Source organism: Micromonospora pattaloongensis (genome assembly GCF_900107255.1).
Lineage (GTDB): Bacteria > Actinomycetota > Actinomycetes > Mycobacteriales > Micromonosporaceae > Micromonospora_I > Micromonospora_I pattaloongensis.
On record NZ_FNPH01000003.1, the window covers coordinates 572,313 to 593,582 of the forward strand.

General features: G+C 71.7%; 23 protein-coding genes. 16 read left to right on the forward strand and 7 right to left on the reverse strand.

What is annotated here, in order from left to right:
• The first annotated feature begins 42 nt into the window (after positions 1-42).
• On the forward strand, positions 43-2,004 hold the full coding sequence (locus BLW47_RS12165) for a sensor histidine kinase (protein ID WP_091555576.1): 1,962 nt from the start codon (positions 43-45) through the stop codon (positions 2,002-2,004).
• Here BLW47_RS12165 and BLW47_RS12170 read toward each other — a convergent pair.
• Entirely contained in the window at positions 2,001-2,267 is a 267-nt protein-coding gene (locus BLW47_RS12170) for a hypothetical protein (RefSeq protein ID WP_091555577.1), read from the reverse strand. The genes BLW47_RS12165 and BLW47_RS12170 overlap by 4 nt on opposite strands.
• Positions 2,268-2,382: 115 nt before the next feature.
• A complete protein-coding gene (locus BLW47_RS12175; RefSeq protein WP_091555579.1) occupies positions 2,383-3,954 on the reverse strand; it encodes a methyl-accepting chemotaxis protein in 1,572 nt (523 codons plus the stop codon).
• A 205-nt stretch (positions 3,955-4,159) separates the two neighbouring features.
• Between BLW47_RS12175 and BLW47_RS25585 the strand changes: the two genes are divergently transcribed.
• The gene (locus BLW47_RS25585; protein WP_245736590.1) at positions 4,160-5,566 is read left to right on the forward strand and encodes a peptidoglycan DD-metalloendopeptidase family protein; all 1,407 of its coding nucleotides are present in this window, start codon (positions 4,160-4,162) and stop codon (positions 5,564-5,566) included.
• 66 nt (positions 5,567-5,632) lie between these two features.
• Here the strand turns inward: BLW47_RS25585 and csrA are convergent, their stop codons facing one another.
• The 5 genes from csrA to flgN are packed head-to-tail and all read right to left on the reverse strand — an operon-like array spanning position 5,633 to position 9,169.
• Positions 5,633-5,875, reverse strand: coding sequence for a carbon storage regulator CsrA (gene csrA, locus BLW47_RS12185; RefSeq protein WP_091555581.1), 243 nt, complete (start codon positions 5,873-5,875; stop codon positions 5,633-5,635).
• 52 nt (positions 5,876-5,927) lie between these two features.
• Complete coding sequence (gene fliW, locus BLW47_RS12190; RefSeq protein ID WP_091555584.1) at positions 5,928-6,386, reverse strand: flagellar assembly protein FliW; 459 nt, start codon at positions 6,384-6,386, stop codon at positions 5,928-5,930.
• Positions 6,387-6,393: 7 nt separating this feature from the next.
• Entirely contained in the window at positions 6,394-7,287 is an 894-nt protein-coding gene (locus tag BLW47_RS12195; RefSeq protein WP_091555585.1) for a flagellin N-terminal helical domain-containing protein, read from the reverse strand.
• A gap of 2 nt (positions 7,288-7,289) precedes the next feature.
• A complete protein-coding gene (gene flgK / locus BLW47_RS12200) occupies positions 7,290-8,687 on the reverse strand; it encodes a flagellar hook-associated protein FlgK (RefSeq protein ID WP_091555587.1) in 1,398 nt (465 codons plus the stop codon).
• Positions 8,687-9,169 (reverse strand): flagellar export chaperone FlgN, encoded by a 483-nt coding sequence (flgN, locus tag BLW47_RS12205; protein WP_091555589.1) that lies wholly within the window; start codon positions 9,167-9,169, stop codon positions 8,687-8,689. The genes flgK and flgN overlap by 1 nt, the downstream gene beginning before the upstream one ends.
• Positions 9,170-9,404: 235 nt before the next feature.
• Here flgN and BLW47_RS12210 point away from each other — a divergent pair, with 235 nt between their 5' ends.
• The 14 genes from BLW47_RS12210 (at position 9,405) to BLW47_RS12275 (ending at position 21,258) form a co-directional block, all read left to right on the forward strand.
• Positions 9,405-10,268, forward strand: coding sequence for a sigma-70 family RNA polymerase sigma factor (locus BLW47_RS12210; RefSeq protein ID WP_091555591.1), 864 nt, complete (start codon positions 9,405-9,407; stop codon positions 10,266-10,268).
• Positions 10,269-10,391: 123 nt separating this feature from the next.
• A complete protein-coding gene (locus tag BLW47_RS25790; RefSeq protein WP_091555593.1) occupies positions 10,392-11,636 on the forward strand; it encodes a flagellin N-terminal helical domain-containing protein in 1,245 nt (414 codons plus the stop codon).
• Positions 11,637-11,768: 132 nt separating this feature from the next.
• Positions 11,769-13,268, forward strand: coding sequence for a flagellar filament capping protein FliD (gene fliD, locus BLW47_RS12220; RefSeq protein WP_091555595.1), 1,500 nt, complete (start codon positions 11,769-11,771; stop codon positions 13,266-13,268).
• A 12-nt stretch (positions 13,269-13,280) separates the two neighbouring features.
• Positions 13,281-13,688 carry a flagellar export chaperone FliS gene (fliS, locus tag BLW47_RS12225; protein ID WP_091555597.1) on the forward strand — a complete coding sequence of 136 codons (408 nt, stop codon included), beginning with the start codon at positions 13,281-13,283 and terminating at the stop codon, positions 13,686-13,688.
• 5 nt (positions 13,689-13,693) lie between these two features.
• Positions 13,694-14,014, forward strand: coding sequence for a hypothetical protein (locus BLW47_RS12230; protein ID WP_091555857.1), 321 nt, complete (start codon positions 13,694-13,696; stop codon positions 14,012-14,014).
• 127 nt (positions 14,015-14,141) lie between these two features.
• Positions 14,142-14,489 (forward strand): flagellar basal body rod protein FlgB, encoded by a 348-nt coding sequence (flgB, locus tag BLW47_RS12235; protein WP_091555599.1) that lies wholly within the window; start codon positions 14,142-14,144, stop codon positions 14,487-14,489.
• 2 nt (positions 14,490-14,491) lie between these two features.
• On the forward strand, positions 14,492-14,887 hold the full coding sequence (locus tag BLW47_RS12240; protein WP_091555601.1) for a flagellar basal body rod protein FlgC: 396 nt from the start codon (positions 14,492-14,494) through the stop codon (positions 14,885-14,887).
• Complete coding sequence (fliE, locus tag BLW47_RS12245) at positions 14,887-15,195, forward strand: flagellar hook-basal body complex protein FliE (RefSeq protein WP_091555603.1); 309 nt, start codon at positions 14,887-14,889, stop codon at positions 15,193-15,195. Before BLW47_RS12240 ends, fliE begins: the two co-directional genes overlap by 1 nt.
• 1 nt (position 15,196) lies before the next feature.
• On the forward strand, positions 15,197-16,807 hold the full coding sequence (fliF, locus tag BLW47_RS12250) for a flagellar basal-body MS-ring/collar protein FliF (RefSeq protein WP_091555605.1): 1,611 nt from the start codon (positions 15,197-15,199) through the stop codon (positions 16,805-16,807).
• A 55-nt stretch (positions 16,808-16,862) separates the two neighbouring features.
• The gene (fliG, locus tag BLW47_RS12255) at positions 16,863-17,882 is read left to right on the forward strand and encodes a flagellar motor switch protein FliG (protein WP_091555606.1); all 1,020 of its coding nucleotides are present in this window, start codon (positions 16,863-16,865) and stop codon (positions 17,880-17,882) included.
• Entirely contained in the window at positions 17,866-18,549 is a 684-nt protein-coding gene (locus tag BLW47_RS12260; RefSeq protein ID WP_091555607.1) for a FliH/SctL family protein, read from the forward strand. The genes fliG and BLW47_RS12260 overlap by 17 nt, the downstream gene beginning before the upstream one ends.
• On the forward strand, positions 18,546-19,871 hold the full coding sequence (locus BLW47_RS12265) for a FliI/YscN family ATPase (RefSeq protein ID WP_091555609.1): 1,326 nt from the start codon (positions 18,546-18,548) through the stop codon (positions 19,869-19,871). The genes BLW47_RS12260 and BLW47_RS12265 overlap by 4 nt, the downstream gene beginning before the upstream one ends.
• Positions 19,868-20,305: a flagellar FliJ family protein gene (locus BLW47_RS12270; protein WP_139307254.1), complete on the forward strand. Its 438-nt coding sequence runs from the start codon at positions 19,868-19,870 to the stop codon at positions 20,303-20,305. The genes BLW47_RS12265 and BLW47_RS12270 overlap by 4 nt, the downstream gene beginning before the upstream one ends.
• Positions 20,302-21,258: a transglycosylase SLT domain-containing protein gene (locus BLW47_RS12275; protein ID WP_091555613.1), complete on the forward strand. Its 957-nt coding sequence runs from the start codon at positions 20,302-20,304 to the stop codon at positions 21,256-21,258. Before BLW47_RS12270 ends, BLW47_RS12275 begins: the two co-directional genes overlap by 4 nt.
• The last annotated feature ends 12 nt before the right edge of the window (positions 21,259-21,270 follow it).

Sequence of the window (21,270 nt, forward strand, 5' to 3'; positions counted from 1 at the left end):
AACTTCGTGCCGTTTCGGGCGATCGGACCCCAATTACATCCCGTGGCCCGGACTGAGGGCACCACGGTGGCCGGTTTCTGGGCGGATTACGCCCGACTCCGCACCGTGCTGTCGATCGGCGCCGGCATCGCCGTGGCGCTGATCGGTCTGATGGCCCTCGCCGAGTGGCGCACCGTCCACGCGGCACAGCTCCCCGGCATGCCGACCGTCGTTCCGCTGGCCCCGTCCGTGGCCGTCGGTCTCCTCCTCGGCGGTGTCGCCCTGCTGCTGCTGGCCACGCCGCGCCCCGGCCTCGCGCGACGATCGGCCGGCCGGGTCTGCGGCGCCCTGACCGCGGCGATCGGCCTGCTCGGTCTCGCCCAGCCGGTCGCGCACGCCGCCACGGACGCCGCGGCCGGCTGGCTGCTGGGGCCGTCCGCGACCGCGCATGACCAGCTCGGCGCGGCCGCCTCCGTCGCGCTCCTGCTCAACGGGGCGGCGCTGGTCGCCCTCCACACCGAACCGCGGTGGCGGGTCCTGCTCACCGGCGCGCTGCTCACCGCCGCCGCCGGTGTCGCCCTGGTCGCCATGCTGGGGTACGTCTTCGAGCAGGCGTACCAGCCCGACGCGGGGGCGCTGGCCGCGATGCCCCTGCTCACCTCGTTCACCATGCTCGAGCTTTCGCTGGGCATCATGTTCGCCCGCCCCGAGCAGGGCCCGCTGAAGGCGTTCTTCGGCGGCGGCCCGGGCAACGTCGTCGCGCGCCGGCTCGCCCCCGCGCTGATCCTGCTGCCGTTCGGTACCGGCATGCTCAGCATGGCGGCCGTCCGGGCCGGGCTCGGCCCGGGCGCCGCGATCACCATCAGCACCGTGCTGACCATCCTGATCCTGGTCTTCATCGTGGCCGGCACGGTGCGGGCGCTGAACGAAACCGACGCCCGCCGCCGGCAGCTCCTCGCCGACCTCGCCGACGAGCGGGACTTCACCCGGACGCTGCTGCAGTCGCTGAACGAGGGCGTGGTGGTGTTCGACGCCGACCGGGCGGTCATCGAGGTGAACCGGCGCTGGTGCGAGCTCTCCGGGCGGTCGCGGACCGAGCTCATCGGACAGCGCCCGCCGTATCCGTGGGAGCCCGAGGTCGCGAGCGGCTCGGACGAGCTGGTGGTACGCCCCGACGGCACCACGCTGCCGGTGCTCGCGGCGAGCGCCGAGGTGCCCGGCGAGGACGGCCGGCCGCGCGCCTACGTCGCCACCTATGTGGACATCACGGATCGGAAGCGCGCCGAGGACTTCCTCGCCGCGCACGCGAGCGCGCTGGAGCAGGTCAACGACGAGCTACGGCACGCGAACCGACGGCTCGAGCGGGGCACGGCCTTCAAGTCCGACCTGATGGCGATGGTGTCGCACGAGATCTCGCAGCCGCTCAGCTCGATGGCGAGCCTGGCGGAGCTGCTCGCCGCGGACTGGCCGGAGCTGCCCGACGACACCCGCTTCGAGCTCGCGGTGAAGATCGATAAGAACACCCGCCGACTGACCACGATGGTCCAGGATCTGACGCTGCTCTTCCAGCTCGAGGCCGGCGCGGTCACCGCCCGGCGCGCCCCCGTCCCGGTCGCCGACGTCGTCGAGAGCGTTGTCGGGGCGCTCGCCGCGCCCACTCCCCCGATCTCCGTCACCGTCGACCCGGAGCTCTACGCGCTCGGCGACCGATCGCATCTCTACCAGATCGTGCGGCACCTCGTCTCGAACGCGCTCCGGCACGGGGAGCCGCCGGTCGAGATCACCGCGCGGCGGCACGGCGAGACGGTGGCGCTCAGCGTGCGGGACCACGGCCCGGGTGTCCCGGCCGACGCCGAGTCCCGGCTGTTCGACCGGTTCGGTCGCGGCGGCGGGCTCGGGCTCTTCATCGCCCGGCACCTGGTGGAGGCCAACGGCGGGACCATCCGGTACGAGGCGGCCGAGCCGCACGGCGCGCGGCTGGTGCTGCGGCTGGAGCCGGCGGCCGGGACGCGCCCGCTCGGCTAGGACGCCGGCGGGCGCTCCCCGACCGCGGCCGGCCCGTAGAGCGCGTTGACGAGCTCCAGCGCCCACCGCATCCGCCGCATGGTGATTTCCGGATGCTCGCCGTATTCGTACGCCATCTCCGCCGCGCACCCGCGCACGCCGTGAGCGCGCACGGCCTCCTCGATCGCGGCGTCGGCGGCGGTGCGGTCGAGGGCGGCGCCGGTCGGGGCGGAAGAGGCGCACAGAGCCTCGGCACGGGCAGTGAACAGCATCGTGCGGGACATCGGACCTCCTCTGGTGATACCCACCACTCAACGGCCCGGCCGTTTCCCCGGCGGTATGGGAAAGGTGCGGCTCGGGTGCAGAACACCCGAGCCGCACCGACGCCGCCGCCCCGGCTCACCCCACCCGGAACTGACTGACCAGCATCCGCAGTTGCTCCGCGGTCCGCGCGACCTCGCCGCTGGCGTGGCCGGCCTGACCGACCCCACCCAGCGAGGCCTCACTCGTGCTCGCCACCTGCGAGATGTTGCCGGCGATCCGGGCGGATCCCGATGCCACCTCGGCGATGCTGCGGCTCATCTCCTGGGTGGTGGCGGTCTGCTCCTCCACGGCGCTGGCGATCGTCGTCTGGTACTCGTGGATCTTTCCGATGACCTCGCTGATCCGCTTGATCACCTCGACCGCCTCGCCGGTGTCGTTCTGGATCGCGGTGACGCGCGCGCTGATGTCCTCGGTGGCCCGCGCGGTCTCCTGGGCCAGGTCCTTCACCTCGCTCGCGACCACGGCGAAGCCCTTACCGGCGTCGCCGGCGCGAGCGGCCTCGATCGTCGCGTTCAGCGCCAGCAGGTTCGTCTGCTCGGCGATGGAGGTGATCAGCTTCAGCACGTTCCCGATCTCGGCCGACGACGTGCCGAGCTGCTCCACCGTCCCGGTCGCCCGTGCCGCCTCGGTCACCGCGACGCCGGCGATCTCGGCCGCCTCGTTGGTGCTCCGGGAGATCTCCCGGATCGACAGCCCCATCTCCTCCGAGCCGGCCGCGACCGTCTGCACGTGCCGCGAGATCTCGTCCGCCTGCGCCGACGCCGACGTGGTCTGCGCGTTGGTCTCCTGCACCGCGCCGACGATCTGGGCGTTGACGGCGGAGAGCTGAGTCGCCGCGCTGGCCAGCGTGTCGGCGTTGCCGCCCATCTCGTGGAACGAGGAGCTCAGCCGCTCCATCGCCTGATCGAGTCCGGCCGCCATCCGTCCCAGCTCGTCCCGGCTGGACACGCCGGTCCGCCGGGTCAGGTCGCCCTCGGCGAGCCCGGCGACGACGTGGCCGACCCGTCGCACCGGCCGGATGATCGATCGGGTCAGCGGGACCGAGAGCAGCAGGAGCAGCGCGATTCCGGCGACGAAGACAACGACCGCGGTGATCCGGGCCGTCGAGACCGTGCTGCTCATTTCGGCGCGCGCCTGCGCGATCTCCGCGTCCAGGGCCTCGCGCAGCGAGCCGAGCTCATCGTCGACCTTGCGGTTGCGCTCGGCGATCGCGGCCATCCGCTCCCGCACCGCCGCCCGGTCGGTCTGCGCGGCGGTGACGAACTCCTGGACGAACTGGCCGAAGTCCTGCACGTCCGGCTTTACGGCGTCGAGCCGCGTGCGCACGGCGGCCGGGAGCGGCAGCGCCTCGACCGCGGCCAACGCCGCTGCCGCCGACGCCACGTCGTTCGGGGTTTCACCGACGACCGTCGCCATCGCCCCGCCGATCACCGCCCGGTACGCGTCGACCTTGAGCTCGCTCTGCCGCGTGTCCAGGTGGTTGAGCGCACCCTTCGCGGCCTCCAGGTTGCGGACGTGCTCCGCCTGGTTGGTGAGCGACTGCTGGGAGAACATGCCCGTCGCGGCGACCGTGGCCGCCGTGAGCGCACCGGTGGCCACGATCAGTGACAACCGCCTCGCGACACCGAGATCGGCCAGTCGCCTCATGGGAAACCTCCGTACGGGAGCTAGTGGATACACCTCATGAATTCGGACAGGTCAAGCGCATTTCGAGCGTTTCGCCGCACACCACCCGTACGGGGACAACGCTGCAACCGCCCTGCGACCGTCGGGCACCCGGACTGTCAGCCCTCGCTCGGCAGCCTGTCCCCCTGTGGCGCGCACCGGACGCGCAATTGAGGGGACGTACTCCATGAAACGTCGACATCAGAGCCTCCTCGGCCTGCTCGTGATGGCGGGGCCGATCGTGGGGGGTGGCATCGTGGCCGCGGCGCCGGCCGCCGTCGCGGCCGGCAACGTCACCGGCCAGGTCAACACGAAGGGCGCGTTGCTCAACATTCGAACCGGGACGTCGAGCGGCACCGCCGCGAAGGGCACCCTGCGGCACGGCGCCACCGTCACGATCGTCTGTCAGCAGCCGGGGCAGAACGTCCGCGGCGACGTCCGGACGAGCACGATGTGGAACCGGCTGACGAACGGCAGATACGTCGCGGACGCCTTCATCCGCCGTTCGCTGACCCCGCCGCGGTGCGACCAGAAGGTTGCCACCCCCACCCCCAGCCCGAGTGCGAGCACGGTGGGACAGATCTACACGCGGGGGGCCCTGCTCAACGTGCGCGCCGGGGCGACCACGACATCGCTCAAGAAGGGAACGCTGCGCGACGGCAGCCGGATCACGCTGGTCTGTCAGCAGGCCGGGCAGAACGTCCGGGGCGACGTCCGGACGAGCAGGATGTGGAACCGGATGCCGAACGGCGCCTACGTGGCGGACGCGTTCGTGAAGCGCTCCGTGACCCCGCCCTCGTGCACCCAGCCCGTGGTGGCGAAGCCCACCCCGACCCCCACGCCCACCCCGACTCCGACCCCGACTCCGACGCCGACCGCGACACGGACGCCCGCGGCCGCGAAGATCGACACCGACGGCGTGACGCTGAACGTCCGGTACGGACCCACCACCAACGCGCCGGTGACCGGGAGCCTGCCCGACGGCAGCTCGGTCACGATCTCGTGCCAGCTGGTCGGGCAGCAGATCAACGGCAGCGTCCGGAACACCGACCTCTGGGACCGGCTCAGCAACGGCACATACATCTCGGACGCGTACGTCGAGCGGAACTACACCCCGCCGAAGTGCGCACCGCTGCCCGCCTCCCTGCGAGGTTGGGTCAACCCGGTGCCGGGGCCGGGCGGCAGCGGGTACCGCACCAAAGAGCGCCCCACCCACGACGGCGTCGACTTCTCGGTCCGGCGCAACACGCCGATCCTGGCCGCGGCCAGCGGCACGGTCATCCTGGTCGAGTGCAACACCTCCGGTCGGACCTGCGACGTCGACGGCTCACCGAGCGTGTACGGCTGCGGGTGGTACATGGAGATTCAGCACGCCAACCGGGTCGTGACCCGCTACTGCCACATGGTCCGTAAGCCCGCGGTGCGGGTGGGCCAGTGGGTCAACGCCGGCCAGGTCATCGGCTACGTCGGCAGCTCCGGCAACTCGTCCGGGCCGCACCTGCACTTCGAGGTGCACACCGGCGCCGCGCCGGCGACGCGGGCGAACGCGGTCAACCCGCGCACGTTCCTCGCGCCCCGGGGCGTCTACTTCTGATCCGAGCCACGCGACATGGGCCGCACCCGAGAAATCGGGTGCGGCCCATGTCGTTGGAGAGCCGGATCAGCGACCGGCGGATGGTGGGCGCAGCAGCTGGGTCAGGTTGCGCACCGCGTCCTCGCTCGGCGACGCCGCCTCCTGATTGGCCGCCTGCAGCTCCCGGTAGACCTCTTCGCGGTGCACCTGGATGTCGCGCGGCGCGCGGATCCCGAGCCGGATCACGTCGCCGCGCACCTCGAGCACGGTGACGACGACGTCATCGCCGATCATCACGCTCTCGCCCGTACGGCGGGTCAGTACGAGCACGACGGCTCCCCCCCTTGCATCGTGGGACGCGAGCGCCCCGGCCCGTTTGCCGTCAGCTCGTCGTGAGCGGCGCGCGGACCGGCAGCCCGCTCCCGGTCAGGACCGCCTGGACCGCCCGCCGGTTGATCTGGTCAACGAGGATCGGCGCCATCAGGTTGGCGGTCGCGTCGCTGGGCGACTCCCCGACCGTCACCACCAGCAGCACGAGCACCTGCTCGGGGTCGTCGACCCCGAGCAGGTGCATGGTCTCATCATCGATCTCCGGCGCGTAGTCCGGGAAGAACGCCGGCGGCGGCACCACCATGAAGCGCAGCTGCGGATCGTCCGCCGAGGTGAACGCGTACAGCAGGCCGTCCGCGTCCAAGCGGACGAGGACGAACCTGCGGTGGCCGGGGAATCCCGGCATCGGACGGACCAGCTCGATCGTCGGCAGCGTGTCCGCGGCCGGGGCCGCGCCGGACTGCACCGGCACGTCACCGGACCGGTCGGATGCGGCGGCGGGGATCACCATGGGCGGCTCACCGTAGGAAATCCATCAGCGACGGCTGCACGACCTTCGCGGTCGCGGCCAGCGCCGCCTGGTACGCCACCTCCTGCAGCTTGAGCTGCATGATGGTCTCCGGCAGGTCGATGTCCTCGACGTCGGACAGCTGGGTCTTGAGCGTCAATAGCCTGTCCTCCGCGGTCTGGCGCATGTTGGTCACCCGGTTGGCCCGGGCGCCGACGTCGGCGAGTTGCGTCCTGATGCTACTAATAACGCCGTCCAGATTGTCCAGGTCCCCGCCAAGAGATCCCGCGTTTTCCCTCATGTTCGTCGCGATCGACGTGAGCACGTTGAACAGCTGCTGCGGCCCGGTGCCGAACGCCTCCGGCCCGTTGGCGTCGACGCGCACCTTGGTGCCGTCCCCGACCGTACGGTAGACCCGGCCGGCGTCGCCCACGTACGCCCCGTTCGCGTCGTACGCGGCGCCGCCCGCCGTGGTACCGCCGAACACGGGACGGTCCAGGTAGCGGGTGTTGGCCAACGCGATCAGCGCCTCGCGGATGTTCTCCACCTCGACCGCGAGCGCCTCGCGCGCCTCGGGCGCACTCGACGCGCCCGCCGAGTTGGCCTGCAGCGTCAGGTCGCGGACGCGGTTCACCTGCGTCGAAACGCTGGTCAGCGTGGAGTCGATGGTGTTCAGCCAGCCCAGGCCGTCCTCCGCGTTCCGGGCGTGCTGCTGGGTCGCGCGCATCTCGCCGCGCAACTGCATCGCCGAGACGGTGCCGGTGGGCGAGTCGGAGGGGCGCGACAGGATCTTGCCGCTGGAGAGCTGCTGTTGCAGGTCGCCGATGCGGCCGAGGTTGCCCTGCAGGCCGGTCATCACCCGGGTCGCGATGGACTGCTGGGTGACGCGCAAATTAATGGCCATGACTACCTTCCGACCAGGCCGGTGCGGTTGATGAGGGTGTCGAGCATCCCGTCGAGGGTGGTGAGCACCCGGGACGCCGCTTCGTACGCCCGCTGGTGGCCCAGCAGGTTGGTCATCTCCTCGTCGAGGTTCACCCCGGACTCGGCCACGCGGGCGGCGTCGACGTTGGCCGTCACGCTGGCCTGGATCTCGGAACGTCGCTCGGTGGCGACGGCGGCGACCCCGAGGCCGACCACGAGCTCGCGGTAGAGCGCGTCCGCCCCGTCGATCCGCCGGCCGATCTCGCTGAGCTTGTCGGCGTTCGACCCGTCCAGCCGGGCGCCCGCCGGGACCGCCGCCGACGAGCTGGCGATCGCCACCTCGCGCTGGGTGACCCCCACGCGCAGCGTGGCCGCGGTGGTGCCGGTGTAGAACGGCTTGCCGGCGGCGCCGTCGACGTCGAAGCCGGCCTGGTGCTGCGTGTTGATCAGGTCGGCGAGCTTGAACGCCACGTCGTCCAGCCCCTTGGCGTAGCCGGGCAGGATGTCGTTGAGGATCTCCGTGGTGGCCGCGATCGTGCCGCCCGGAACGACGGTGCCCTGGGTGTCGGCCCAGCGCACCTGCACCGGGCTGGCGGTCGCGTCGGCGAGCTGGCCGGCGCCGACCATCTCGATCCGGCGGGAGTTCGCGCCGCTGACCAGCGCCGAGCCGTCCAGGATCACGTCAACCGTGCCGTCCGGACGGGCCGTCGCGGTGGCGCCGACCAGCTGGGCGAGCTTGAGCAGGTGCAGGTCGCGCTCGTCGGCGAGCTCGTTCACCGGCACCCCGGCGGCCTGGGCCCGCTGGATCGTCCGGTTGAGCCCGGCGACGGTCGCGGCGCTGTCGTTGACGTCCCGGACGTAGGCGTCGCCCTGGGTGCGGATCGTGCGCCACTGCGACTCCAGCCCCTCGTGCGCCGACCGCAGCCCGTCCGCGACGACCGAGCCGCGCTGGATCAGCTGCGTACGCGCCGCCTGGTCACCGGGGTGGTTGGCGACGTCGTCCCAGCCCGCCCAGAAGTCGGCGAGCTGCGACTGCAGCGCGGTGTCGCTGGGCTCCGCGAAGACGTCCTCGATCCGGGCGTACACCTGGCGCTTCGCGTCCAGGTAGGCGCTCTGGGTGTGCTCGACGCGCGCCCGGGTCTCCAGGAAGTCGTTGCGCAGCCGGACCACGCCGCGCACGGCGACCCCGCCGGTCGTGCCCGGGTCGGTGGCGAAGAGGGCCGGGACGGTCTGTCCGCCGACCGCCTGCAGGTCGACGCGCTGCCGGCTGTAACCCGCGGTGTTGGCGTTCGCGATGTTCTGCCCGGCGGTGTCCAGTCCGCGCCGCGCGGCGTGCAGGGCGCTGAGCGCGCCGGAGATGCCCGAGAAAGTGCTGCTCATCAGATCGCCTCATCCACCAGGTGGGCGCGGCGCGCCCCGGGAACGGTCTGGCCCTGCGGGCCGTAGGTCTCGACGGAGCCGGCGACGGCGAGCATCGTCTCCCGGACGGCCCGCTGCCCGACGGTGATCAGCTCGCGGTTCGTCTCGGCGAGACCGGAGATCTCCGCGGTGAGGGTCAGGAACGCCTTGCGGTGCTGGTGCAGCATCTCCGACCACGGCATCGGCGCGGTGTCGGCGAGCTGGCCGAGGCTGGCGTACGCGTCCAGGCCGAGCTCCAGCGCGGCGGCCTGCGCGTGCGTGGCACGCAGCACCTCCACCTGCCGGATCTGGTCCAGCACCAGCTCCACCTCCCGGGTGGCGTGCGCCAACCACCGGGACCGGCCGGAGGCGAGCAGCAACTGCTCCTCCTCCAGCTTGAACAGGAGCAGTTCCAACAGCTCCCGGGTACGCCACAGAACGCTGGACAGTTCCGTCAGGCTCACGCTTAGCCTCCGCCGCCACGGGCGCGCCCACTCGCGCGCCCTCCGTCGTGCTTCTGGTCGGCAGCCGGTCCTCCGTTATGAGGACTTCGTCGGGTCCGGGCACGGATCGGGTGAACAACGGCAACCCATCGGCAACGGAACGTGAAACCGACTAGAACCCACGGTCACCGAGGGTTTCCCCAGTCAGGTTCGGTGCGCCCCGCGAAAACGGGTCGCCCGCCACGGAGGGAAACCCATGACCGCTGTCTCGGCCGCCACCCCCATCGACCGCGAACGGGAAGAGTTGATCCGTTCGCACATGCCTCTTGTCGGACATCTGGTCCGCGAGCTGCTCCACCGGCTGCCGGCACACGTCAACCGCGACGACCTGACCTCTGCCGGCCTGGCCGCGCTGGTCTCCGCCGCCCGGGCGTACGACCCGGAGCGCGGCATCCCCTTCGCCCGCTTCGCCACCACCCGGATCCGCGGCGGCCTCCTCGACGAGCTGCGCGGCCTGGACTGGGCCAGCCGCTCCGTACGGCACCGCGCCCGCCGCGCCGAGACCGCCCGCCAGGAGCTGACCGCGGCGCTGGGCCGCACGCCGGAGCCGGGCGAGCTGGCCGCGTACCTCGGGATCGGGGTGGACGAGCTCGAGGCGGTCGAGGAGGACGTGCAGCGCGCCGTGGTGCTGAGCCTGCAGGGCTTCACCGCCGGCGCCGCCGAGGAGATGGTGATCGAGCGGACCTCGGGCCCGGAGGAGCTGCTGCTGCACCGGGAGCGGGTCGGCTACCTGCACGACGCGATCGAGGCGCTGCCGGAGCGGCTGAAGTACGTGGTCCAGCAGTACTTCCTGCTGGAGCGCCCGATGGCGGAGATCGCCGAGGAGCTCGGGGTGACCGGCTCGCGCGTCTCGCAGCTGCGGGCCGAGGCGCTGCAGCTGCTCCGGGACGGCCTCAACACCCAGCTCGACCCGGACCTCGTCGGCGAGCAGGAGCGTCCGGACGGCTGCGTCGCGCGGCGCCGCACCGCCTACTACGCGCAGATCGCCGCCCGCGGTGACCTGCGCAGCCGGCTGGCCATGACCGACCAGTTCGGGCTCCCGGTCGCGGTCTCGGCCTGACGCCGACCGCGATCGCAAAGAAGTCCGCACAGATTTCTACAGCCAGACCACCTGCCGCCGATTCATTCGGCGTACGGCTCACGGATGGGCCGGCAGGGACCCGAAATCAAGGAGGAAAATTCCATGGGTCTGCGCATTAACCAGAACATCGCCGCTCAGAACGCCTACCGGAACCTGTCCGTCACCGACGGCCAGATGTCCAAGTCCCTGGAGAAGCTCTCCAGCGGCTTCCGGATCAACCGGGCGGCCGACGACGCGGCGGGTCTGTCCATCAGCGAGGGCCTGCGCGCCCAGATCGGTGGCCTCAAGGTCGCCGTTCGCAACGCGCAGGAGGGTGTCAGCGTCGTGCAGACGGCTGAAGGCGCGCTCACCGAGGTGCACGCGATCCTGCAGCGTATGCGTGACCTGGGCGTTCAGGCGAACAACACCGGTTCGCAGAACACCGAGGCCCGCACGGCGGCTCAGACCGAGTTCAACCAGCTCTCCTCGGAGCTGGACCGGATCGGTTCGACCACCTCGTTCGGCAAGTCGAAGCTGCTCGACGGCACCTACGGCAACACGTCGGCGAGCCTCTCCGGCGCGATCACCGGCGCCACCAGCGGCGTGACGGTCGTGGCGGGCACGGACGACGAGTTCACCATCACGGCGACCGGCACCAGCTTCCAGAAGTCCGACGGCACGTTCGCCGCGCCGAGCGGCGACCTCACCGTCACCGTCGCGGCCGGCACCTACAGCTCCGCCGGTGCCTACCAGAAGGCCGTGCAGGACGGACTGGACGCGGCGCTCACCGCCGACGGGTTCTCGGCCGGCACGATGAAGGCGAACGTCACCGACAACGGTGGCGGGGTCTGGAAGATCGAGCTCACCTCGGACAAGGCGCTGACCGCCGCCAACACCGGCGGGGAGTTCATCATCGCCACGGGCGCTAACGCGATCGGCATGGCCAACGGTGGCACCTCGACCACCACCGGTACCGGTGGCGGAACGTTCCAGGTGGGTGCCAACAACAACTCCGCCGAGCAGATCCGGATCTCGATCGCGAAGGTCGACGCTTCCGCGCTCGGTCTCGGCGGGGTCGACCTGGTGAACAACGCGTCGGGGGCGATCGACCTCCTCGACACCGCGATCGGTCAGGTCTCCACCCAGCGGGCCACGCTGGGTGCCTACCAGAACCGGTTCGAGCACACGATCAACAACCTGAACGTGGCGGTCGAGAACCTGTCGGCGTCGGAGTCGCGCATCCGTGACACCGACATGGCGCAGGAGATGGTCTCGTTCACCCGGGCCCAGATCCTGTCCCAGGCCGGCACCTCGATGCTGGCGCAGGCCAACCAGGCGCCGCAGTCGGTGCTCTCGCTCCTCCGCTGATAACCGCACACACAACTTCATGAGCAGAACAACAACTGAATACCGGATCCACAACTGAATAGGTGGGGCGGCTGGCGAACGGCCGGTCGCCCCACCGCTTTTTTGCCCCACCCACGGAGAGAAGGACGACCGATGGCCCTGAGTCTCGACGGCCTCGTCAGCGGCATGGACACCACTGGCCTGATTCAGCAGCTCATGCAGATCGAGGCGATGCCGCGGACGGCGCTGAAGAACAAGGTCGCCGTGCAGAACAAGGCGGTCGCCTCGTACCAGGCCGTGAACACGAAGATGGCGTCGCTGCTCAACGCGGCCAAGGCCGCCAGCGACCCGAAGACCTGGACCGCGATGAAGGCGACCTCCACCTCGGACGCCGCCGCGGTCACCGCCGCACCGGGAGCCACGGCCGGCGCCCTGACCTTCAAGGTCGACCGGCTCGCCGCCGCGCACACCATGACCTACGGCGGGCGCGTCTCCTCGCTCACCGACGCGACGGCGGCGCCCGTGATGTCGGGCAGCACCATCGACGTGCTGCGCGCGGACGGCACCACCACGACCGTCACCCCCACGGACGCGTCGCTGCAGTCGGTGGTCAACGCGATCAACGGCACCGCGAACGCGGCCTACAAGGCAGCGGCCGTGCAGGTCGCCCCCGGGCAGTACTCGCTCCAGTTGACCGCCGCCACGACCGGCGGCACCTCGGCCTTCGCCAACGCCTCCGCGGCCGCCGCCGCCGATGCTGATGCCGATGGCGGCGGCACGTACGTCCTCACCGGCCTCGACGAGCTCGGCAGCACCTCGATCACCACGCAGGGCGTGGACGCCAAGCTCACGGTCGGCACGGCGACGACGTACACGATGACGTCGACCAGCAACACGTTCACCGACATCATCCCCGGGGTCACCGTCACCGCGACCCGGGTCCAGTCCGCCACGGACGCACCCGTGACGGTCAGCGTCGGGGCCGACAAGGACGGCATCGCCGCCAAGGTCCAGGCGCTGTTCGAGTCCATCAACGTCGCGCTCGGCGAGATGAAGATGCAGAGCGCCACCAAGACGGAGACCACGTCGGCGGGGACGCTGGTCGGCGACCCCGCGGTGCGCCAGCTCACCCAGGACATCCTCAGCGCGGTCGGCCGCGGCGCCGGGGCGCTGGGCAGCTTCAAGAGCGTCGGCATCGAGCTCGACAAGAAGGGCAACCTCAGCTTCGACAAGCAGAAGTTCCTCGACTCGTACGCCGCCGACCCGGTCAAGACGCAGAAGTTCTTCGACTCGTACGACAACGTCGCCGGTGGCCGCGCGAGCACGCTCTTCGAGCCGGGCCACGACACCGCGCACGGGTTGGCACGGAAGCTGGAGGTCATCGGACTCAAGGCGACCGAGGGCATCGCGCTGCCGACCGATCCGATCAACACGCCCAAGGAAGGCCTGCTCACCGGCCTGATCCAGCGGCGTAACGATTTCGTGAAGGACCTCAACAAGCAGGTCGAGAGCTGGGACCTGCGGCTGGACAAGCGCGAGGCGGCCCTGAAGAAGCAGTTTTCCGGCTTCGAGGTCACCCTCGGCAAACTCCGCCAGCAGTCCTCGTGGCTCTCCGGCCAGCTCGCCAGCCTCCCCAGCCCGTCCGCCCAGTAAGCGAGTGAGCCGATGACGCCCATGAACCCCACCCTGCGCGAGCGCTACCTCGCCGACTCGGTCGCCACCGCGTCGCCGGCCAAGCTGCTCCTGATGCTCTACGACCGGCTCCTGCTCGACCTCACCCGCGCCGAGCAGGCGTTGTCCGGCGGCGACCGGGCCGCCGCCGCCGCGGAGCTGTTCCACGCCCAGGAGATCGTGTTGGAGCTGCGCACCACGCTGGACACGTCGGCGTGGGACGGCGCCCCCGGGCTGGCCAGCCTCTACGGCTTCGTCCTCACCGAGCTGGTCGCCGCGAATGTCCGCGGCGACGCCGAGCGGGTGGCCGGCGTCCGCCAGGTGATCGAGCCGTTGCGTGACGCGTGGCGGGAGGCGGCAGCGGCCGAGGCGGCGAACGCGGCACCTGCCCGCGTCGCGTGATCGCCGTGTCCGTCGACTGGCACGAGGCCTGGACGGCGGCGCTGGACGCGCTGGAGCTGGACGTCGCGGCCGCCGAGGCGCTGCTCGCGGAGACGCACCGCGCCAGCGACAACGCGCTGCCCGACCCGTGGCGACCGCCGGGCGGGATCGGCCCGCTCCCGCTCGACCTGCGCCCCCGCGCCGAGGCGATCCTCGCCCGGCAGACCGCCGCCGCGCAGGCGTTGGCGCGCCAGATGGTCATGAACCGGCAGCAGACCGCGATGGTGGCGCGCTTCGAGACCGGCGGGTCGCAGACCGGGCCGGCGTACGTCGACTGCGCGATCTGACCCGCTCTACCGAATCGGCCCGAAAAAACTCAACACACCATTCCGGCCGCCGATCGGTGGATACGAGCACGGAGCGCTCACTTCACGCCACGGACCGGCGGCCGGCAACAAGCTGAAGGGAGCTGCCGTGTTCGACGACGTCTCGTCGGCGGCCATGCGCGTGGCGTTGGACGGGTTGGCGATGCGCCAGCGCGCCATCGCGGACAACATCGCCAACGTGGAGACCCCGGGCTACCGGGCCCGGAAGGTGAAGTTCGAGGCCGCGCTCTCCACCGCGATCTCCGCCGGCCGTTCCCCCTTCGAGGCGCAGCCCACGGTCGAGCAGTCCCTGGAGCCCACGCGGCTGAACGGGAACAACGTGAACCTCGATCAGGAGACGCTCTCCAACATCGACACCGGCCTGCGCTACCAGCTCGCGTTGCGCGCCCTCGACGGCCGGTACGACACGCTGCGCACCGTGATCCGGGGGAACTGATCATGACGATCTTCGGCGCCATCGGCATCGCGGGCACCGGCGTGACCGTGCACCGCAAGTGGCTGGACGCGGTCTCCGACAACATCTCCAACATCAACAACGCCAGCTCGACCGCCGCGGAGGCGTTCCGGGCCCGGTACGTCATCGCGCGCGAGGCGGCCGACGGCAACGGGGCGCAGGTCGGCGGCATCGTGCTCGGCAACCCCGATGGGCGGCTCGTCTACGAGCCGGAGCACCCGCTGGCCGACGCCGAGGGCTACGTGCGTTACCCGGACATCGACCTCAGCGGCCAGATGAGCCAGCTGATCATGGCGCAGCGCGGTTACCAGGCGAACCTCGCGGTGGTCGACCGCGCCAAGGACGCCTACCAGGCCGCGATCCAGCTCGGGAGGGCCTGATGACCGCACCGATCGAGCCGATCAGCGCCGCGCTGCCGGCCCTTCCCATGCCGTCGCTGACGCCGGCCACCGGCGCCGCCGGCTCCGGCGAGGATTTCGCCGCCAAGCTGGCGGAGGGCCTGCAGCACGTCCAGGACCTGCAGAACCGGGCCAGCGATCTCGCGGTGCAGGCGGCCACCGGGACCCTCACCGACGTGCACGACTACACGATCGCCAGCACCGAGGCGGGCCTCGCGGTCCAGCTCACCACCGCGATCCGTAACAAGGCCGTCGAGGCGTTCCAGGAAATCATGAGGATGCAGGCCTGACATGCGAAACCGGATCCCCCGAGTTCTCCGGCGTCCCCTCGACATCTTCGCCTCGTTCACCCCGGGGCAGAAGGCCGTCACGGTCTTCGCCGTGCTGGCGCTGGTCGTCGGCGGCACGCTCTTCGCCAACTGGGCGGCCACGCCGGCGTACGTCCCGCTGTTCAACAATCTCGCGGCGAGCGACGCGGCCGCGATCACCGAGAAGCTCACCGCCGCCGGCACCCCGTACGAGCTCGCCGACGGCGGACAGACGATCATGGTGCCGCAGGACCAGGTGTACGACCTTCGCCTGCAGATGAGCGGCGAAGGGCTCCCCGCGCAGGCCGACACCGGCTACTCGCTGCTGGACAAGCAGGGGATCACGACGTCGGAGTTCATGCAGCACGTCGGCTACCAGCGGGCGCTGGAGGGCGAGCTGAGCAAGACGATCAAGTCGATCGAGGGCGTCAAGGCGGCCACGGTGCACCTGGTCATCCCGCAGAAGGACATCTTCTCCAACGACCAGCAGAAGCCGACCGCCTCCGTGCTGGTCGCCTCCGAGAGCGGTCGCTCACTGGCGCACGGCCAGGTTCAGGCGATCGTCCACCTCGTCGCCTCCAGCGTCGAGGGGCTGAACCCCGACGAGGTGACGGTCGCGGGCGCGGACGGCAAGGTGCTGTCGGCCGGCGGCGGCGAGACGCTCGCCGCGGACAGCGACCTTCGCTCACAGCAGACCGCGCAGTTCGAGCAGCGCATGAACGGTGCGCTGCAGCGGATGCTGGACAGCGTGGTCGGCCCCGGCAACGCGGTGGTGCAGACCACCGCGGACCTCGACTTCGACCAGACCGAGACGAAGACCCAGCGCTACACCGCGGATCCCGCGGTCCCGCCGCTGTCCCAGAGCACCTCCCGGGAGACCTACACCGGCACCGGCGGCGCGAACGGCGGCGTCCTCGGCCCCGACAACATCCAGGTGCCGGGCGGCGCCGGCAACGGCACCGGAAACTACAACTCGACCAAGGAGACCCGGAACAACGCGGTCGGAATGGTCACCGAGACCCGCAAGTCCGCCCCCGGCAACGTCCGGCGGCTCAGCGTCTCCGTTTTGATCAACAGCAAGACGGCGACCGGCGTCGACAACGCCCAGGTGGAGCAGATGGTGACCGCCGCCGCTGGCCTGAACACCGCGCGCGGCGACGGCATGTCGGTCACCGCGCTGCCGTTCGACACCGCGGTCGCGGACAAGGCGAACAAGGCCGAGGAGGACGCGGCGGCGGCGGACCGGCAGGCGGAGCTGATCTCGTACGCCAAGACCGCCGCACTGGTCCTGGTCGTGCTGGTCCTGCTCTTCATGGCCTGGCGGGCGAGCCGGAAGTCGAAGCGCTCGGGGCTCTCCCCCGAGGAGCTGGCGCAGCTGGAGGAGATGCAGGCCGCGCTGGAGCAGACGCGGCTCCAGGCGATCGCCGCCGCCGAGGCGGAGACGGCGGCGCTGCCGCCGGCGCCGGGGCGCAACGGCCCCACCTTCGAGGACGAACAGCGCGACGCGCGGCGCAAGGAGCTGACCGAGATGGTGGCGGAGCAGCCGGAGGACGTGGCGAACCTGCTGCGCGGCTGGCTGGCGGAGCGACGTTGATCCGCCCCCGCACCCCGATCACCCACCGACACCCCGACCCCAGGGAGGTGACCCGATGACGGCGCCGACGGCGACGATCAGCGGCCTGCGCAAGGCCGCGATGCTCATGGTGCAGATGGGCAAGGAGGACTCGGTACGGCTGATGGCCCACCTCCGGGAGAACGAGGTGGAGGAGCTGTCCGCCGAGATCGCCCGGCTGGGCGCGTTGGACGTCGGCCTCGCGGACCAGGTCCTGGAGGAGTTCCACACCCTCGCCACCACCCACCGCTACGTCGGCCAGGGCGGCATGGACTACGCGCGCGACCTGCTGGAGGCCTCGATGGGGCCGGAGGCGGCGAAGGCGATCCTGGAGCGGCTCGCCGTCTCCATGACCGACATGCCGTTCGGGTTCCTCGGCCACGCCGACCCGCGACAGGTCCTCTCGTACGTGCAGCACGAGCACCCGCAGATCATCGCGCTCGTCCTCGCCCACATGCCCGCGACGCTCGCCTCCCCGATCCTCTCCGGCCTCGCGCCGGACCTGCAGTCCGACGTCGCGCACCGGATCGCGGTGATGGACCGCACCTCCCCCGAGATCATCCGGCAGGTCGAGGCGGCGCTGGAGCGCAAGCTCTCCTCGGTGTTGCAGCCCAACGAGCTCTCCACCGTCGGTGGCCTGCAGCCGCTGGTCGACATCATCAACCGCGCGGACCGCGGCACCGAACGTCTCATCCTCGAGGGGCTGGAGGGGCGCAGCCCCGAGCTCGCCGAGGAGGTGCGTCGGCGGATGTTCATGTTCGAGGACATCAAGATGCTCGAGGACCGCGCCGTGCAGCTCGTGCTGCGGCAGGTCGAGATGGCGGACCTCGCGACCGCGCTCAAGGGTGTCGCCGAGGAGGTGCGCGACAAGGTCGTGCGCAACCTCTCCGAGCGGGCCCGGGAGAACCTCATGGAGGAGATCGAGCTGCTCGGGCCCGTGCGGCTGCGCATGGTCGAGGAGGCGCAGGCCAAGATCGTCCAGGTGATCCGCTCCCTCGAGCAGTCCGGCCAGATCGAGATCCAGCGGGGCGGTGACGAGGATGAGTTCGTCGCGTGATCCGCGCCGGCTCGACCCGGTGCTGCGCGGAACGCACGCCCGGGGCGTGACCCCGGCGCGCTTCGACACCGACCTGCGCGGCACCGCCAACTCCCCCGCCGACACCACGGCGAGCACCCGGGAGAGCGCCCGCGCCGCCGGCTACGCCGAGGGTTGGGCCCAGGGCCAGCGGGCGGCCGGGATCGCGGCCCGGGCCGCGGCCGACCAGGCCGCGGCGGCCCGGAGGGAGGCCGAGGCGGCGGCGGAGATGAAGCTCGCCCGCGCCCTCGAAGCGCTCGGCCGCGCCGCCGCGCAGCTGGAACAGCGGAGCGCGCCGACCATCGCCATGATGGAGGAGCTGATCCTCGCCGCCGCCGTGGAGCTCACCCAGTCCCTCCTCGGTCGTGAACTCGCGGCCGTCGACTCACGGGCGCGCGACGCGCTGGCCCGGGCGATGTCGCTGACACCGCCGGCCGAGCCGGTGACCGTCCGGCTCCACCCCGACGACTACCAGACCCTGCTCGCCGACGACTGGAGCGAGGAGTTCCACATCGACGGGCGGACCGTACAGCTGCGCCCCGACCCGACGCTCGAGCCCGGCGACGCCGTCGCCGAGGCCGGGTCGACGACCATCGACGCCACGCTCCCCGCGGCGCTGGCGCGGGTCAAAGAGGTGCTCGGCCAGTGACCACCACGCTCCGCAACCGCCTCACGGCGGCGATTCAGGCCGCCCGCCCCCGGGTCTGCGGCCGGGTGACCAGCGCGGTCGGCCTGCGGGTGACTGCCGAGGGCCTCACCGCGCGCGTCGGCGACCTGGTGCACATCGGGGACGGACCGTCCCGGGTGCTCGCCGAGGTCGTGGCCATCGACGGTGACCGGCTGAGCTGTCTGCCGCTTGGCCCGCTCGCGGGGATCGCCGCGGGCAGCCCGGTGGTCAGCACCGGCGCTCCCCTGCAGATCCCGGTCGGCCCGGGCCTGCGCGGCCGGGTGCTCGACGGGCTGGGCCGTCCGATGGACGGCCGGGGCCCGCTGCGCGACTTCGAATGGGCCGGCGTGGACGCCGCCGCCCCGTCGGCGCTGGACCGGCAGCGGATCGTCGCGCCGATGTCGCTCGGCGTCCGGGCGCTGGACACGCTCGTGCCGTGCGGCCGCGGACAACGCATCGGCATCTTCGCCGGATCCGGCGTCGGCAAGTCGACGCTGATGTCGATGATCACGCGCGGCACCGCGGCAGAGGTCAACGTCGTCGCGCTGATCGGCGAGCGCGGCCGCGAGGTGCGCGAGTTCCTGGAGAACGACCTGGGCCCGGAGGGATTGGCGCGGTCGGTCGTGGTCGTGGCCACCGCCGACCAGCCGCCGCTGGTCCGGCTCCGGGCCGGCTTCGTCGCCACCCGGATCGCCGAATCGTTCCGCGACGCCGGCGCCGACGTGCTGCTGATGATGGACAGCGTGACGCGCGCCGCGATGGCGCAGCGCGAGGTCGGCCTCTCCGTCGGAGAGCCGCCGGCGACCCGCGGCTACCCGCCGTCGGTCTTCGCGATGCTCGCCGCGCTGATGGAGCGCGCCGGACCCGGCCCCAACGGCAGCATCACCGGGCTCTACACGGTCCTGGTCGAGGGCGACGACCACAACGAGCCCATCGCCGACACCGCCCGCTCCATCCTGGACGGACACATCACGCTCGACCGGCGACTCGCGACCGCCGGGCACTTCCCCAGCATCGACGCGCTCGAATCGATCTCGCGGCTCGCGAACACGGTCACCACGCCGGACCAGCGGGCCGCCGCCACCACGCTGCGCCGGCTGCTCGCCGCGCACCGCGACGTCCGCGAGCTGGTGGAGATCGGCGCGTACGTGCCCGGAACCAACCCGGACGCCGACCGCGCCCAGGCGCTGTGGCCGCGCATCGAGTCCTTCCTGCGGCAGGGCCTCGACGAGCGGTCGGACTCCGCCGATTCCTGGGCAGCGCTCACCGCGCTGGTCCACCCGACACACGAGGGGCTGTCATGAGCCGAATGTTCCGGCTCGGCGCCGTGCTGCGCGCACGCCAGGCACAGGAGGACGCGGCCAAGGCCGAGGTCGTACGGGTCCGGCGGGCCGCGAGCGACGCGACCGAGCTGGCCGACCAGCGGGAGTCGGCGCTGCGCGACAGCGAGATCCCGGGCGGGACGGCGCGGGCCGTCGCGGCGGCGCTGGCCGCCCGGCAGGCGCTCGCGGCCGACCTGTCGCTGGCGCGGCGGATGGTGGCCGACGCCGAGCGGGAGACCGCCGAGCGGGTCAACGAGCTGGCCGAGAAGGCGAAGGGCCGCCGGGCTGTCGAACGACTCGTGGAGCGGCAGGCGGCCGAGGAACGGCGGCTGGCGGAGGCCGCCGAGCAGCGCGTCCTCGACGAGCTGGCCGCGACGGGCCCGCAGCGGGTCGTCGTGCAGGAGCCGGTGTCGTGACGGCGCTCGTCGAGCTGGTCTCCCGGGTCCAGCAGATTCAACAGCAGCTCGGTGTCGTCGCCGGCCGGACGGTTTCCGGCAGCGCCGGCGCCTTCGCCAGCGAGCTCAGCGCGGCCCGCTCCGCGACCGGCACGACCGTCGCGACCGGGGCGGCAACCGGCAACGACGTGGTCGCGGCCGCCCGCAAGTACCTCGGCGTGCCGTACGTCTTCGGCGGCACCGACCCGGCGACCGGCCTCGACTGCTCCGGCCTCGTGCAGCGGGCCTACCGCGACCTCGGCATCACGCTGCCGCGGATCGCCGCCGACCAGGCGAAGGTGGGCACCGAGGTGCCGAGCCTGGCGCAGGCGAAACCGGGCGACCTGCTGGCCTTCAACAGCCCGGTCGACCACATCGCCATCTACATCGGCGACGGCAAGATGATCGCGGCGCCGCAGCCGGGCGAGAACGTCAAGATCCAGGACGTCTACCAGAAGCCGGTCACCATCCGGCGCATCATCCCCGACGTGCCCGCGGTGGGCGGCGCGGCGGGCGTCCGCCCCGCGGCGCTGCGCACCGCCACCGATCTGGCCGGCGTCCCGTACGCCGAGCTGTTCAGCCGGGCCGGCGCGAAGCACGGCGTCTCCGCGAAGCTGCTCGCCGCGGTCGCCAAGGTCGAGTCGGGTTACAACCCGCGGGCGGTCAGCCCGGCCGGCGCACAGGGCCTGATGCAGCTGATGCCGGCCACGGCCAAGGGGCTCGGCGTCACGAACGCGTTCGACCCGACGCAGGCGGTCGACGGGGCGGCCCGGATGCTCGCCAGCCTGCTCAAGGAGTTCGACTCCGTGCCACTGGCGCTCGCCGCGTACAACGCCGGCGGTGGCGCGGTGCGGCGGTACGGCGGCATCCCGCCGTACGCCGAGACCCAGGCCTACGTCCCGAAGGTGCAGGCGGCGCTGGCCGCCCTCGGTTAGGAGAAGGCACCC